Source organism: Rheinheimera sp., assembly GCF_030690345.1.
Lineage (GTDB): Bacteria > Pseudomonadota > Gammaproteobacteria > Enterobacterales > Alteromonadaceae > Alishewanella.
On the sequence record NZ_JAUYGV010000001.1, the window covers coordinates 728,953 to 742,814 of the forward strand.

Here is a 13,862-nt window from a genome sequence, read left to right on the forward strand (position 1 = left end):
GCAGTTTCAAGTAGGACGGTTATCGTCCGGGCAGTTTTTGCCAGGTCACATCATCACGCACATACACCGGCTCTGCCAGCTCTGCGGCGATAAACTGCCCGGCGTCAAATGCCGGCAGCGCCAGTGTTAGCATATCCTGTGCCGACGGATACAAAATATCAGCCGCGATAACAGCAGCCTGCTTTTGCAGTAAGGCTGCAGCATAGGTTTGCCAACCGGTACCAACAGCATAGACTTCGCCATTAAGACCAAAACCGGTAATATCCTGCGGCTTTATCGCCACTTCGCCATTACGGGGCTGCATCAGGCCGTTCTGTAATACAAAACTGCCGATATACACCTCCGCCATGCGCGCATCTATTGCTGCAATAACCTGCGTTGCGCTGTGCAAGCGCTGCGCGGCCTGCGCCATAGCCGCCAGAGTAGATACACCATATACCGGCACGTCAGCACCAAAGGCCAGCCCCTGGGTTACGCCCACACCAATACGCACGCCGGTAAAGCTGCCCGGGCCGCGGCCAAATACAATGCCGTCCAGTTGGTTAAGGCTGACACCGGCCTGGCTTAACAGCTGCTGCACCATCGGTAAAATACGCTTGCTGTGTTGCTGCGGGCAGACTTCGTCCAGTGTCAAAATATCCGTGCCAACCTGCAAGGCAACTGAGCAAGCTTCGGTGGAGGTATCTAAGGCAAGTAACTTTATGCCGGCCACGGTGTTTTTAATCACTTTTGCTGTCCTGTTTAATCTGTTGTAAAAAGCTTACTGCCTCGTCCAACGAGCGGGTACGCCGCATCGGCGGTAAGCTGGTTAAGAATACTTCGCCATAGGGCTTGGTTACTAAACGATTATCGCAAATCACCATCACGCCACGATCGGTAACATCACGAATTAAGCGCCCTACGCCCTGCTTTAAGGTGATCACCGCTTGTGGCAGCTGCACTTGTGCAAAGGGATCCAGCCCGCGCAGTGTGCAGTCTTCACTGCGCGCCTGCAACAGCGGCTCGTCCGGTGAGGCAAACGGCAGTTTATCAATAATTACGCAGCTTAGCGTATCGCCGCGTACATCTACGCCTTCCCAAAAACTGCCGGTGCCGAGCAGCACGGCGTTATCCAGTTTAACAAACTGCTCCAGCAGCAAACGCTTACCGCTGCTGCCCTGCACCAACACCGGTTGACGCACCAGATCCGGCAGCTGTTTCGCTACCAGTTGCAGCATACGGTGGCTGGTAAATAAAAAGAAGCAGCGACCGTTATTGGCTTCTATCAAGCGCAGTGCAATTTGCAGTAACTGCCGTGCCATGCCCTGCTCGTGCGGCTCGCTCATATAGCGCGGCACACACAGCAATGCCTGTTCGGCATAGTTAAACGGGCTCTCCAGCAGCAGCGTTTTAGCGTTATTCAGCCCCATCTGCGCAGTGTAATGGCTAAAGCCGTTATTCACCGACAAGGTGGCCGAGGTAAATACCCAGCTGCGGTTATCAGCTGCCACAATGTCACGAAACTTGTCGGCAATACTCAGCGGTGTTAAATGCAGGCTAACGTGCAACCGGGTGGTTTCATACCACAGGCTGACGCCGTTTTGCTGCATATCGGTCAATTTCAGCAAGCGCGCTTTACACAGCGCTAAGCGCTCAAAGGCATTATCAATTAAATCGCTGCGGCCCAGGCTGCTTTTCATCACCAGATACAGCATATCTATGGCTTCGCTAACGCGGTTTAGCGCGGTTTGCATCTCTGGTTTTTGATAGGCTTCACGCCAATTGCCTTTAGTGGCATCGTTACCAAACTGCAGGCGCCAGTCTTTGATCAGCTGCGCCACTTTATCGGCGGTTTTCGCCAGTTGCGGGTGGTCACGCAGTTCGGTTTTACAGGCAACATCAATATCACGGCACAAGTCCAGCAATAAGCGGCTGGAGACATTTTCGCCAAAATAGTCACTGGCAATATCCGGCAATTGGTGTGCTTCGTCAAAAATAATCACATCCATTTGCGGCAGCAGCTCGCCAAAGCCGGTGTCTTTCAGTGCTAAATCAGCAAAAAATAAGTGATGGTTCACCACTACTAAATCAGCGGCCTGAGCTTTTTTACGTGCTTTTAATAAGTGGCAATCTTCGTACACCGGGCAGTCTTTACCCAGGCAGTTGTCGGTGGTGCTGGTAACATAAGGCAGGGCTTTGGAGTCTTCAGCTATATAGCTTAGCTCACCGATATCACCACTTTGGGTTTCGGCCGACCACTTTTTGATCAGGCTTAAATCCTGGATCAGCTGCTCATCCTGCATTGGCACATGGTTGTAGTGCTGCTCTAAGCGAAACAAACACAGATAATTACTACGCCCTTTAAGTAACGCCAGTTGCAACGGGCTGGCCAGGGCTTTAACCACCTTGGGCAAATCGCGAAAATACAGCTGTTCCTGCAGGTTCTTGGTACCGGTAGATAGCACTACTTTTTTCCCGCTCAGCAGCGCCGGCACTAAATAAGCATAGGTTTTACCGGTACCGGTACCGGCTTCCACCACTAAGGCGCCCGGCGTTTCAATAACGTCAGCTACGGCTTGTGCCATTTGCAGCTGCGCCTCACGGGCGTTAAAACCGGCAATATGCACAGCTAAAGCACCGCCCGGCGCAAAGGCGCTGGCAACCTGCTTACGCATAACAACTCAGTTTGTAATAAAAGGGAGTAGGCAACACTAATACAACCGGCAGTAAAATAAGGCGGCTATTATGCCTTAATGGCGGGGAAATTCAGACAAAAATATCCAGATGGCCGTCTTTATCAACATGCAAATCTTCGTCCGGCGTGGTGTATGGCGCCTCGGGGTACTCTTGCTGACGCCGGTCACGCTTACGCGTCGGCCGGCTCAGAATAAGGTACTTCTGCTCATTGGGCTTAATCGGGCTTAAGCGCGCCTCCTTAAATACCGGCACTACCTGCTTAGGATCAGGCTCGACCGGCGTACCGGGTACGCGCTGGATAAAAGGCATAAAAGCGTCCATCACCGTCTCCTGCAGGTAATTATCCTGTTATCGGCATGCAGAGATAAAACTTGAATTCAAGCACGCATTGACTATACAAGTTGACTGTTTTTTACACTTAAAATTCTGTTTAAGCCGTTATAATAAAAAAATAATTTTTAACCAAAAATCAGAATTAAATATTAATACTTTAAATATCAATAAATTAAACAAAAACAAGCAAGCAACATAGCGATAAAACTTTCTTGCACTTCGGCTGCACCACAGGTAACTTGTATAGCAACTTAGCCAGCAAAAAAACGAATATGAATATTGTTACTGTACTGCACCATCATCATAGACACTAGCCGTCCGATTATCCGGAGGGCTACAGTTTAGCGCTCCGGTGGTACAGTAACAAAAAACCCCGGGTGCGAACCCGGGGTTTTTGTTTATTCGCATTACACATTTTAAATATCGTCACGGAGACCATTATGAGTCCGGCAACAGAATCTAAACGCTTACGTATCGCCATGCAGAAATCCGGCCGCTTATCGGTCGACTCCCAGGCCCTGTTCACCAGCTGCGGCTTGAAAATTAACCTGCGCGAGCAACGGCTGATTGCCCATGTCGAGAATATGGATATCGATATCCTGCGGGTACGCGACGACGATATCCCGGGCCTGGTAATGGACGGCGTCTGTGATTTGGGCATCGTTGGTGAAAACGTGCTGGAAGAAGAATCCTTGCAGCGCAAGCTGGATAACGACAGCTTTGATTACACCGTGCTAAAGCGGCTTGATTTTGGCGGCTGCCGCTTATCGATTGCCGTGCCGCAGGAAGAAAACTACACCGGTGTTACCTCTTTAGACGGCAAAACCATCGCTACTACTTATCCACGCCTGCTGGCGCGCTATTTAAAACAGCAAGGCGTCAATGCCCGTATTGTGAATTTAAAAGGTTCGGTAGAAGTAGCACCCCGCGCCGGGTTAGCCGATGCCATTTGCGATCTGGTGTCTACCGGCGCCACGCTGGAGGCCAACGGCTTAAAAGAAGTGGATGTGATTTACCGCAGCAAGGCGGTGCTGATCCAGCGTAAAAACCTTACCGACGAGCGCCAGCTCAAGTTGATTAATAAGCTGATGCCACGGATTAACGGCGTAATGCAGGCCAACGAAAGCAAATACATTATGCTGCACGCGCCGCGTGCCCGCCTGGACGAAGTGATTGCGCTGCTACCGGGCGCCGAAAACCCGACTATGCTGCCGCTGGCCGGTAACAGCGATATGGTGGCCATTCATGTGGTTAGCAGTGAAACGCTGTTTTGGGAAACCATGGAGCAATTAAAAGCATTGGGGGCCAGCTCAATTTTAGTGTTGCCCATTGAAAAAATGATGGAGTAGCTATGACCAGGGTCTTTAATTGGACGCAGTTATCCGCCACTGAGCAGCAAGCCGCACTGGCGCGGCCAGAGCTTGCCGACTCTGCCAGCTTAAGCGCCCAGGTGCGCACTATTATTGACAGGGTGCGCCAGCAAGGCGATGAGGCGCTGATTGCCTACAGCCAACAATTTGATGGTTTAAGTACCAATCCACTGCGCTTAAACCCGGAAACAAAACTGGCGCAGCTGAATAAGTTACTGCCACAGCGTAAAGCCGCGATAGAGCTGGCGTATGACAATATCCGTAAATTCCACGCTGCGCAGTTGCCGCGTGATATAGAGGTGGAAACCAGTGTTGGCGTAGTTTGCCAGCTAAAAAGCCGCGCCATTGCAGCAGTGGGTTTGTATATTCCGGGCGGCAGTGCGCCGCTGCCCTCTACGGTATTAATGCTGGGCGTACCGGCGCAGTTAGCCGGTTGTGAGCGCGTTGTATTGGTCACACCACCGGGTAAACCCGAAGCAGGCGATATCGCACCGGAAATTTTGTACGCCGCCGAATTGTGCGGCATTAGCGAGATTTACACCATCGGCGGTGCTCAGGCCATTGCCGCCCTGGCTTATGGCACTGCAAGCATTGCCAAAGTAGATAAAATTTTTGGCCCGGGCAACCGCTATGTGACCGAAGCCAAACAGCAGGTCAGCCAGGATGCCAAAGGCGCGATGATCGATATGCCGGCCGGGCCGTCTGAAGTGCTGGTGCTGGCCGATAACAGCGCCAACCCCGCCTTTGTTGCCGCCGATTTATTGTCGCAAGCCGAGCATGGCCCGGACTCGCAGGTAATTTTAGTCAGTGACAGCGCAGCGCTAATTGATGCGGTGCAAGCTGAAGTAGCCAGCCAACTGGCACAGTTACCGCGGAAAGACATTGCCGCCGCCGCGCTTAGCCACAGCCGCTATATTTTAACGGCTGATCTTGCGCAGGCGGTGGCGGTAACCAACGCCTATGCGCCGGAACATTTAATAGTGCAAACCGCTTGTGATGACGAGCTGGTTGATAAATTCACCAGCGCCGCCAGTATCTTTGTTGGTAAGTGGACGCCGGAGTCGGCCGGTGATTACGCCAGCGGCACCAACCATGTGTTACCGACATACGGCTACAGCAAAACCGTGTCGAGTTTGTCGTTAAGCGACTTTTACCGGCGTTACACAGTGCAAAAATTGTCCGCTGACGGCATACGCCATATCGGCCCGGCCATTGAAGTGCTGGCCGCCGCAGAAGGCCTGCAGGCGCATGCCAACGCCGTAACCTTACGTTTAGCGGCCCTGACAGATCAAGCAAAGGAATAAACCATGAGTAACAGTATTAATGCTCTGGCCCGTGATGCGGTAAAAGCCATAGTACCTTATGCCTCTGCCCGCAGTAGTATGAGCGGCGGCGCCATCTGGCTTAATGCCAATGAAAACGCGCTGGCGCCGGAATATCAGCTTAGCGGCAGCTTTAACCGCTACCCGTCATGCCAACCCAAAGCGGTGATTGACAGCTATGCCGCTTATGCCGGTGTGGCAGCAGAGCAGGTATTGGTTAGCCGCGGTGCCGATGAGGGCATAGAGCTTTTGATCCGCAGCTTTTGCGAGCCGAAACAAGACAGCATCAGCATCTGCCCGCCCACCTACGGCATGTATGCCATCAGTGCGCAGAGCAACCAGGTGCCGGTAAATATAGTGCCGCTCACCGCTGATTTTGAGCTGGATTTAGCCGCGCTGTTTTCTACCACCCCCAAACTGGTGTTTATTTGCAGCCCGAATAACCCCACCGGCGATTTGATCCCGCGTGAGCAAATTATTGCCGTACTGGAGCATTACAAAGACAGCGCCTTAGTAGTGCTGGATGAAGCCTATATTGAATTTGCACCGCAGGCATCTGTGGTTGATTTACTGCCACAGTATCCTAATTTGGTAATACTGCGCACCCTGTCTAAAGCCTTTGCGTTGGCGGGGCTGCGTTGTGGTTTTACGCTGGCCGCGCCGGATATTATTAATGCGTTAAAACAAATGATCGCCCCCTACCCGCTGGCCGAGCCGGTGGCGCAAATTGCCGCCCAAGCGTTAACTCCGGAGTGTGTCGCGCTAATGCAAAATACAGTAACAACGATAAACACCTTACGGGGCGAGTTTATCGCTTATGCCAGGCAGCGCAGCGGTATTAATAAAGTGTGGCCCAGCAATGCTAACTATGTATTGCTGCAAGTCGACGATGCGGCTGCCTGCGTCGCAGCACTGGCGCAGCAAGGCATTTTAATTCGTAACCAATCCAGTCAGTTGGGCTTGTCACAAGTGGTACGGGTGTCTATCGGCAGCCCGGCAGAAATGCAGGCGCTATACAGCGTAATGGACAACTATTTTGATGCGCCAACAACCCTGCAACAAGCAGCATTACAGCAAACAGCACAGAGAGAACGCGCATGAGTGGCCAACCTATTTTATTTATTGACCGTGACGGCACCATGGTAGAAGAGCCTTTGATAGACAAGCAGCTCGATAGCCTGGAAAAACTGGCGTACGAGCCTGGTTTAGTGCCGGCGTTATTAAAACTGCAAGCCGCCGGTTACCGTTTGGTAATGGTGACTAATCAGGATGGCTTGGGTACTGACAGCTTCCCGCGTGAAACCTTTGATGCGCCGCACGACAAAATGATGCAGCTGCTAACCTCACAGGGCATTAACTTTGACGACGTATTGATTTGCCCGCACTTTGAACGTGACAACTGCAGCTGCCGCAAACCAAAGCTGGGGCTGGTAAAAGACTACCTGCAGCAAGGCAAAATCGATTTTACTAATTCTTATGTGATTGGTGACAGGTTAACCGATGTGCAGCTGGCAGAAAATATGGGCCTGCCGTCGTTTCATTACAACCGCGATAATCTGGGCTGGAACGAAATTACCAAACGCCTGTTAAGCCGTGGCCGCAAAGCCACAGTGCGCCGTACCACGCGCGAAACTGATATCGAGATTTCGGTCGATCTGGACAGCAGCGGCAATAACTTTTTCGGCACCGGTGTCGGCTTTTTTGACCATATGCTGGAGCAAATTGCCACCCACGGCGGTTTTTCACTGCAGGTAAAAGTAGCGGGCGATTACCACATTGACGATCACCACAGTGTAGAAGACACCGCGCTGGCACTGGGCCAGGCATTAAAGCAGGCGCTGGGCAATAAGCGGGGTATTAACCGCTTTGGCTTTGTGCTGCCAATGGATGAATGCCGCGCCGAATGCGTGCTGGATTTATCCGGCCGGCCGCTGTTTGTGTTTAACGGTGAGCTGGGTGAAGGTGCCGTTGGCGGCTTAACACTGGAGATGGTGCCGCACTTTTTCCGCTCACTAAGTGATGCCATGTTAATGACGCTGCACTTAAGCATTACCGAAGGTAATAAGCACCACAAGGTAGAAGGATTGTTTAAAGCCTTTGGCCGCGCGCTGCGCCAAGCCATTACCGTATCCGGCGAGGCGTTACCCAGCTCAAAAGGAGTGCTTTAATGCAACTGGTGATTGTCGATACCGGCTGCGCCAATATCAGCTCGGTGTATTTTGCCTTTAAACGCCTGGGTGTAGATGCCACGATCAGCCGTGATGCCAGGCTGATTAAAGCCGCCGATAAAGTACTGCTGCCAGGCGTGGGCACCGCACACAACGCCATGGCCAAGCTGCAACAGGCAGAGTTGATTGACACCCTGCAAAGCCTGCAACAACCGCTACTGGGTATTTGTTTGGGTATGCAACTGCTTACCCGCCATAGTATGGAAGGCGATGTAGCGTGTTTAAACCTTATCCCGGGCGAAGTGCTGCCGATGCAAAGCGCAGGTTTGCGCTTACCGCATATGGGTTGGAATACCCTGCACGGCTTAAGCACGCACCCGCTGATGCGCGGTTTTTCTGTCACAGACTATGTGTATTTTGTCCACAGCTTTGCCGTGGCCCCCAGCCAATACAGCCTTGCGCTATGCCACTACGGCAGCGATTTTGCAGCGGTGATCGGCAAGGATAATGTGGTAGGCGCACAATTTCACCCCGAGCGCTCAGGCAAAACCGGTGCGCGTTTGTTACAGAACTTTCTGGAGTGGCAATTATGATTATTCCGGCAATAGACCTGATTGACGGTACTGTGGTGCGGCTGTATCAGGGCCGCTATGACAATACCACGCAGTACGAATTCAGCCCGCTTGGCCTGCGTAACGCTTATGCCAATGCCGGCGCAGACTGGCTGCATATTGTTGATTTATCCGGCGCTAAAGATGCCACTAAACGTCAGCTGAAATTACTGACTGAGCTGATGACCGCCGCTCCGCTGCATATTCAGGTTGGCGGCGGTGTGCGCAGCGAGCAGGACCTGATTGACTTACTCGACGCCGGTGCCGGTCGTGTTGTGATCGGCAGTTTAGCCATTCGGCAAAGCGAGCTGGTACAAGGCTGGGTGCGCAAATACGGCGGCGAGCAAATTGTACTGGCGCTGGACGTGGCCATTAACGATAAAGGCGAGAAAACACTGCCTTCGCACGGCTGGATTGAGCAATCTAACATTACACTGGAGCAAGTGCTGGACGGTTATATTGCCGCCGGTGCTAAACATGTGCTGTGCACAGATATCAGCAAAGACGGCACCTTAACCGGCTCTAACGTGAAGCTGTATAAAGAGTTAGCCGCTAATTACCCGCAAATTCAGTGGCAGGCCTCCGGTGGCATTGGCAAGCTGGATGATATCCGCGCCTTAATTGGCAGCGGCGTGGCCGGGGTTATTTTGGGCCGCTCCTTACTGGAAGGTAAATTTACGCTTGAGGAGGCCATAGCATGCTGGCAAAACGGTTAATTCCCTGTCTGGATGTACGCGATGGCAAAGTGGTTAAAGGCGTGCAATTTCGCAACCATGAAATTATCGGCGATATAGTGCCACTGGCGCAGCGTTATGCCGAGGCTGGTGCTGACGAGTTGGTGTTTTACGACATCACAGCCTCGAGCGATGGCCGCGTGGTTGATAAAAGCTGGGTGCGCCGTATTGCTGAGGTTATCGACATTCCGTTTTGTGTCGCCGGTGGTATAAAAACTGTGGCTGACGCCGCTAAGATATTAGAAATGGGCGCGGATAAAATTTCGGTGAATAGCCCCGCCCTGGCACGGCCAGAGCTGATCAACGAGCTGAACCACAATTTTGGCCAGCAATGTGTGGTGGTGGGTATAGACAGCTTTTTTGATGTCGCCTCGGGCCAGTATCAGGTATACCAGTTTACCGGTGATGAAAGCCGCACCCAAAAAACCCGCTGGCTTAGCCGTGATTGGGTAGCAGAGGTACTAAGCCGCGGTGCCGGCGAGATAGTGCTTAACTGCATGAATCAGGACGGTGTACGCCAGGGGTATGATATCGCCCAATTAAGAAGCATCCGCGATATTTGCACAGTGCCGTTAATTGCCAGTGGTGGCGCCGGTACTATGCAGCATTTTACCGAGGTGTTTGAAAAAGCTGACGTTGATGGCGCCCTGGCTGCCAGTGTGTTTCATAAAGGTATTATTGAGATAGCGGCGTTAAAAGCAAAGCTGATTGCCGATGGCATCAGCATCAGGCCTTAGAGAAAGTATATGAATAACGATAAAATTAAAACGTTAAGCTGGCCCGATAACCAGTTATTACCGGCAATAGTGCAGCACGCTATTTCCGGCAAAGTGCTGATGCAAGGCTATATGAACCCAGAAGCGCTTGAACACACACTGCAAAGCGGCAATGTCACGTTTTACAGCCGCAGCAAACAGCGGCTGTGGACCAAAGGCGAAAACTCGGGCAATACACTGAAATTGGTTAGTGTCGACAGCGACTGCGATGCCGACAGCATTTTAGTGCTGGCACTGCCACAAGGCCCTACCTGCCATGTCGGCACCGAAACCTGCTGGCATGACAACAGCGCTAACAGCCCGCAACTGGCGTTTTTATATGACTTAGAGCAAGTGATTAAAAGCCGCCAAGGCGCCGATCCGGCCAGTAGCTATACTGCCAGCTTATTTGCCAAAGGCGTAAAACGCATTGCGCAAAAAGTCGGTGAAGAAGGTGTTGAATCGGCCCTTGCCGCTATGGCTGGCGATAAGGAAGAGCTGGCCAATGAAGCCGCGGACCTGATTTTTCACTTGCTGGTACTGCTACGCAGCCAACAGCTGGAACTGAACGACGTAATTAAGGTACTGCAACAGCGGCATCAATAACCCCCCTCCTTTTTGAAACTGAACAGCTTTCCACCCGGGAAGCTGTTCATGGTTCGCCCATCGCAGACTCCTTAATAAAGTGTTCCAGCGGCTCAATAAGAACCGCATCTGTTAACATTTGACTACTTATTAAGGATATTCTCATGATTATAATCGTCTGCACTGATGACCAAAAGCTGGTAGATATTGCTCAGATTTCGTCCAGCAATAATCCACAGATTTTTGGTAACACTTATAGAATTTTCAATCAAATCCCGCGGCTTTTACCGGGAGAAAATCTTTTCGTTATCGCACATGGCGCATACAATGGTGATGACAACAACCCGGTAATAGGGGACAGAAAAAATGACTTTTATGTTAATGCAGTAGATTTCTTTGACAATATTAAAAGTATTTTCCCTAATGGATACACGGGCAGCGTCTATATTGATGCGTGTGAATCGGCTGACCACACCGAAGAAACTATGAGTTTTGCTGAAGTTTTTCTGACTCAAATACAAGTTTATCACGGGCAAACCCGCGTATTTGGCAGGAAAGGTAAAAATAGCGGTCTGATCCCACTGCCAGCAGATCTCAGCTGGGGTCAGGCAACGTTGTAAAGTATCAAAGAACCATCGTTGAAGCGGTGCCAAATTTGGCACCGTTTTTTTATAAACGCATATCGCGCTTAATATTAGCAATCTGCCGAACTGTTAAACCATATTGTCGCGCGAGAACAGTGCGGCTTATACCCTGCTTTAACGCAGTGGCGATGGCCTGATTTCTAAGCTGCCTTTCAAAGTGCACCAACATTGGCACTTCAACCTCTACACCACCCATTACTTTGGCAAGCTTCTCTAACCCATCCAGTGACAACTCATGGCGTAATTTTGAACGCTGAGGGTTATGCGGAATATATTTACATTGTCCGCCAAATAAACTGACGAACTTCAACGCTTCCTCTTGCCCCAACAAATCAATCAATTCCTGCAAAAAAAATGGCAGTTTGGCCAGCTCGATATCAAAACTTGTTAAAATTTCACTGTTGTTCATTTAATGCGTCGCCCTGACAACCTACATATCTTCATGCTGAGCCGACTAAATAAATAAATTAAATGTGAATTATTTCAGGGGGTAAAACCATGCAAAAAACAACAAATACAATAAAAGTGAAACATTTATAACTAAACCATCGAATAATTACCGGTGAAATACTTCCGAGTTAGAAACATCCAGCCAAATTAATAGCTTAACAAGCTCACTATTAATGTTGGAGGTCACCATGTTTTTTAAAAAAGAGAAGAAGCACCATGTAACTCCCGAGTTGTTAGACGGGTTAATCAGAGGTCTTAACTATGTAGCAAACTGTGCCAGTGATATGGCGCTTAGCCATTACCAAAACCTAATCAGTCAATATTTTACCGAGCAGGACGATGGCAGCTTTAAACCCAAAACGGCTATCATTCAACTGGATGAAGAACATGTTATTACTATGCCGTGGATAGCGGTATCCGATGGCAAAGGCTTGTTTCTTGATGAAATGGAGGTAGATTTTTCAGTTAAGGTTACCGGCATTGATAACGGCCAAAATAGTAATGACATTACTGCAGATAATATTGCGGCCAGATTAAACTCCCGTTCAGACCTGCCGCATTTTATTGTAACCGTGGCCAACAGTAGTTCAGATGCTACGCAAAGAGCAAAAGACATCATTGATTTTAAAATTAAATTTAAGTCTCACGATGCACCCGAGGCGGTAATGCGTGTAATAGACAAATTCAACGCCAGCATACATCCTACCCGCTTAAACAATGATAATAATACTGAAGGCTCAACCGGGCCGGCGGAATAGTTTACCTACACATTTTATATAGAGCGGACCTTGGTCCGCTTTTTTATTCGTATTTAGCCCCAGGTAATTTTTCCCGCTGATTATCAATCTTCGCCAGATCTAACTTAGTCATAGCCGGGCAATTCTGGCTTAACACTGCAACAGCATAGCGCTGCTGCAGCTAAGTTCACGTTCAATTGCTGCTAAGCAGCAAGGAGATAAAAATGGCTTTAGAAGATATGCGAAACCACTTTACCGGTTTGCCAATGCAAGATCTGATTGGCACACCGCTAAAAGCTGCCTGTGATGCACAATTATCACTGGCCCGTTCAACTTATGAATTTATTCGTGATGTTGGCTTTGATGGCGACAAAACCAGAAATGCTGACTTTTCCTTTACCCGCCATGTAGTCACCGGCAAGGATGCTCTGGGTAACGACATTATGGATGAGCAACGCGTGGCACTTGAAGTTCCGGTGCTAGCAATTGTCAATGTACCCGCATTAATGGTGGACCAGGTGGATATAACCTTTGACATGGAAGTTCGTTCATCTGAGGCATCCACTGAAACTGAGGATCGTGCTTTTGCATCAAAAGGATCAGCAAGCGTTGGTTGGGGTGTATTTAAAGCCAGTGTTGAAATGTCTGGCAGCGTAGCCTCACACAAGGAAAACACCCGAAAAAGTGACAACTCCGCTAAATACCACGTTTCAGTACATGCATCCCAAGCTGGCACACCAGAAGGACTATCAAGGGTGCTGGATATTATTGCCGGTAATGTGTCACCGAAACAGGTTGAATCAACTGAGCGAAAACGACTGGCAGAAAAATCCGGTGTGCCTGCCGCAATTACTGCTGTAGACGAAAAGACCCGGGCACTTGACAGCGCTGAAGCTGATTTACGTCTGGCCCAAAGTAACCTGAGAACAAAACAAAACACTCAGGCGGCCAGAGCACAAATCAGCACTACAACCGATGCCGAAAAAGCTGAAGACGAACGTCAAGTGAAAACTGCAGAAGATGATGTAGCTGCTAAGACTATTGCGGTTGAAGCAGCCAGAGCAGATGCCGCCGCAGCACGAACAGAGTTGGACAAAGTTAAACTACAATAACCCCCTTTTTGCGCCGCATGATCTGCGGCGCACTTTCTTCAGGAGCAAAATATGAACCTGACAAAAAATGCAACCGCAGCACTTGATCTTAGCGAAGTACAGCATGTAGAGCGCGTTATTGTCGGCCGCTATCACGACAGCGGAGCAGAAGACGAAGCCGGTATGATGAGGCAAATTGAACGCTTAAACAGCTATCTGCAAGGGCATCCGCGCGGCATTATTTTGGCCAAAGATGTTGGATTTCGACTGATCCGTCAGGGTGAACACACTATAGTGGCGCAGCAAGTGGCATATCACATTGGTTTTCGGCGCAAACCGGTAAAGTTGCCGGATTAAATATAGTCAGGCCTAAAGGCAGGTTAGCA

Annotated in this window: 16 protein-coding genes; 12 read left to right on the forward strand and 4 right to left on the reverse strand. The window is 50.1% G+C overall.

Annotated features, from left to right (window positions below; all coding sequences use genetic code 11):
- Positions 1–19: 19 nt before the first annotated feature.
- The 3 genes from tsaB to Q8O77_RS03475 all read right to left on the reverse strand — a co-directional run bounded on the left by tsaB (position 20) and on the right by Q8O77_RS03475 (position 2,997).
- On the reverse strand, positions 20–727 hold the full coding sequence (tsaB, locus tag Q8O77_RS03465; protein WP_305551477.1) for a tRNA (adenosine(37)-N6)-threonylcarbamoyltransferase complex dimerization subunit type 1 TsaB: 708 nt from the start codon (positions 725–727) through the stop codon (positions 20–22).
- Positions 720–2,654 carry an ATP-dependent DNA helicase gene (locus Q8O77_RS03470; RefSeq protein ID WP_305551478.1) on the reverse strand — a complete coding sequence of 645 codons (1,935 nt, stop codon included), beginning with the start codon at positions 2,652–2,654 and terminating at the stop codon, positions 720–722. The genes tsaB and Q8O77_RS03470 overlap by 8 nt, the downstream gene beginning before the upstream one ends.
- Positions 2,655–2,745: 91 nt before the next feature.
- Positions 2,746–2,997 carry a hypothetical protein gene (locus Q8O77_RS03475; protein ID WP_305551479.1) on the reverse strand — a complete coding sequence of 84 codons (252 nt, stop codon included), beginning with the start codon at positions 2,995–2,997 and terminating at the stop codon, positions 2,746–2,748.
- Positions 2,998–3,449: 452 nt separating this feature from the next.
- Between Q8O77_RS03475 and hisG the strand changes: the two genes are divergently transcribed.
- From hisG to Q8O77_RS03520, 9 genes are all read left to right on the forward strand, one after another.
- Positions 3,450–4,358, forward strand: coding sequence for an ATP phosphoribosyltransferase (hisG, locus tag Q8O77_RS03480; RefSeq protein WP_305551480.1), 909 nt, complete (start codon positions 3,450–3,452; stop codon positions 4,356–4,358).
- 2 nt (positions 4,359–4,360) lie between these two features.
- On the forward strand, positions 4,361–5,683 hold the full coding sequence (hisD, locus tag Q8O77_RS03485) for a histidinol dehydrogenase (RefSeq protein WP_305551481.1): 1,323 nt from the start codon (positions 4,361–4,363) through the stop codon (positions 5,681–5,683).
- A 3-nt stretch (positions 5,684–5,686) separates the two neighbouring features.
- Complete coding sequence (gene hisC, locus Q8O77_RS03490) at positions 5,687–6,802, forward strand: histidinol-phosphate transaminase (RefSeq protein ID WP_305551482.1); 1,116 nt, start codon at positions 5,687–5,689, stop codon at positions 6,800–6,802.
- Positions 6,799–7,869 carry a bifunctional histidinol-phosphatase/imidazoleglycerol-phosphate dehydratase HisB gene (gene hisB, locus Q8O77_RS03495; RefSeq protein WP_305551483.1) on the forward strand — a complete coding sequence of 357 codons (1,071 nt, stop codon included), beginning with the start codon at positions 6,799–6,801 and terminating at the stop codon, positions 7,867–7,869. The genes hisC and hisB overlap by 4 nt, the downstream gene beginning before the upstream one ends.
- The gene (gene hisH, locus Q8O77_RS03500; RefSeq protein ID WP_305551484.1) at positions 7,869–8,462 is read left to right on the forward strand and encodes an imidazole glycerol phosphate synthase subunit HisH; all 594 of its coding nucleotides are present in this window, start codon (positions 7,869–7,871) and stop codon (positions 8,460–8,462) included. Before hisB ends, hisH begins: the two co-directional genes overlap by 1 nt.
- Positions 8,459–9,196 (forward strand): 1-(5-phosphoribosyl)-5-[(5-phosphoribosylamino)methylideneamino]imidazole-4-carboxamide isomerase, encoded by a 738-nt coding sequence (hisA, locus tag Q8O77_RS03505; protein ID WP_305551485.1) that lies wholly within the window; start codon positions 8,459–8,461, stop codon positions 9,194–9,196. The genes hisH and hisA overlap by 4 nt, the downstream gene beginning before the upstream one ends.
- Positions 9,178–9,951: an imidazole glycerol phosphate synthase subunit HisF gene (gene hisF / locus Q8O77_RS03510; protein WP_305551486.1), complete on the forward strand. Its 774-nt coding sequence runs from the start codon at positions 9,178–9,180 to the stop codon at positions 9,949–9,951. Before hisA ends, hisF begins: the two co-directional genes overlap by 19 nt.
- A gap of 9 nt (positions 9,952–9,960) precedes the next feature.
- Positions 9,961–10,575 (forward strand): bifunctional phosphoribosyl-AMP cyclohydrolase/phosphoribosyl-ATP diphosphatase HisIE, encoded by a 615-nt coding sequence (gene hisIE, locus Q8O77_RS03515; protein WP_305551487.1) that lies wholly within the window; start codon positions 9,961–9,963, stop codon positions 10,573–10,575.
- A 143-nt stretch (positions 10,576–10,718) separates the two neighbouring features.
- Positions 10,719–11,174, forward strand: a complete 456-nt coding sequence (locus Q8O77_RS03520; RefSeq protein ID WP_305551488.1) for a hypothetical protein — start codon at positions 10,719–10,721, stop codon at positions 11,172–11,174.
- A 49-nt stretch (positions 11,175–11,223) separates the two neighbouring features.
- Here the strand turns inward: Q8O77_RS03520 and Q8O77_RS03525 are convergent, their stop codons facing one another.
- Positions 11,224–11,607, reverse strand: a complete 384-nt coding sequence (locus Q8O77_RS03525) for a Mor transcription activator family protein (protein ID WP_305551489.1) — start codon at positions 11,605–11,607, stop codon at positions 11,224–11,226.
- A gap of 229 nt (positions 11,608–11,836) precedes the next feature.
- On the opposite strand from Q8O77_RS03525, the gene Q8O77_RS03530 reads away from it, so the two are divergent.
- The 3 genes from Q8O77_RS03530 to Q8O77_RS03540 all read left to right on the forward strand — a co-directional run bounded on the left by Q8O77_RS03530 (position 11,837) and on the right by Q8O77_RS03540 (position 13,833).
- The gene (locus Q8O77_RS03530) at positions 11,837–12,406 is read left to right on the forward strand and encodes a DUF2589 domain-containing protein (protein ID WP_305551490.1); all 570 of its coding nucleotides are present in this window, start codon (positions 11,837–11,839) and stop codon (positions 12,404–12,406) included.
- 203 nt (positions 12,407–12,609) lie between these two features.
- Positions 12,610–13,497, forward strand: a complete 888-nt coding sequence (locus Q8O77_RS03535) for a DUF2589 domain-containing protein (protein WP_305551491.1) — start codon at positions 12,610–12,612, stop codon at positions 13,495–13,497.
- 51 nt (positions 13,498–13,548) lie between these two features.
- Positions 13,549–13,833 (forward strand): hypothetical protein, encoded by a 285-nt coding sequence (locus Q8O77_RS03540; RefSeq protein ID WP_305551492.1) that lies wholly within the window; start codon positions 13,549–13,551, stop codon positions 13,831–13,833.
- The last annotated feature ends 29 nt before the right edge of the window (positions 13,834–13,862 follow it).

Bases quoted from the DNA above. Each gene is read 5' to 3' on its own strand.
- Q8O77_RS03470 (WP_305551478.1), bottom strand. From the start codon at position 2,654: ATGCGTAAGCAGGTTGCCAGCGCCTTTGCGCCGGGCGGTGCTTTAGCT.
- Q8O77_RS03475 (WP_305551479.1), bottom strand. From the start codon at position 2,997: ATGGACGCTTTTATGCCTTTTATCCAGCGCGTACCCGGTACGCCGGTC.
- hisG (WP_305551480.1), top strand. From the start codon at position 3,450: ATGAGTCCGGCAACAGAATCTAAACGCTTACGTATCGCCATGCAGAAA.
- hisD (WP_305551481.1), top strand. From the start codon at position 4,361: ATGACCAGGGTCTTTAATTGGACGCAGTTATCCGCCACTGAGCAGCAA.
- hisC (WP_305551482.1), top strand. From the start codon at position 5,687: ATGAGTAACAGTATTAATGCTCTGGCCCGTGATGCGGTAAAAGCCATA.
- hisB (WP_305551483.1), top strand. From the start codon at position 6,799: ATGAGTGGCCAACCTATTTTATTTATTGACCGTGACGGCACCATGGTA.
- hisH (WP_305551484.1), top strand. From the start codon at position 7,869: ATGCAACTGGTGATTGTCGATACCGGCTGCGCCAATATCAGCTCGGTG.
- hisA (WP_305551485.1), top strand. From the start codon at position 8,459: ATGATTATTCCGGCAATAGACCTGATTGACGGTACTGTGGTGCGGCTG.
- hisF (WP_305551486.1), top strand. From the start codon at position 9,178: ATGCTGGCAAAACGGTTAATTCCCTGTCTGGATGTACGCGATGGCAAA.
- hisIE (WP_305551487.1), top strand. From the start codon at position 9,961: ATGAATAACGATAAAATTAAAACGTTAAGCTGGCCCGATAACCAGTTA.
- Q8O77_RS03520 (WP_305551488.1), top strand. From the start codon at position 10,719: ATGATTATAATCGTCTGCACTGATGACCAAAAGCTGGTAGATATTGCT.
- Q8O77_RS03525 (WP_305551489.1), bottom strand. From the start codon at position 11,607: ATGAACAACAGTGAAATTTTAACAAGTTTTGATATCGAGCTGGCCAAA.
- Q8O77_RS03530 (WP_305551490.1), top strand. From the start codon at position 11,837: ATGTTTTTTAAAAAAGAGAAGAAGCACCATGTAACTCCCGAGTTGTTA.
- Q8O77_RS03535 (WP_305551491.1), top strand. From the start codon at position 12,610: ATGGCTTTAGAAGATATGCGAAACCACTTTACCGGTTTGCCAATGCAA.
- Q8O77_RS03540 (WP_305551492.1), top strand. From the start codon at position 13,549: ATGAACCTGACAAAAAATGCAACCGCAGCACTTGATCTTAGCGAAGTA.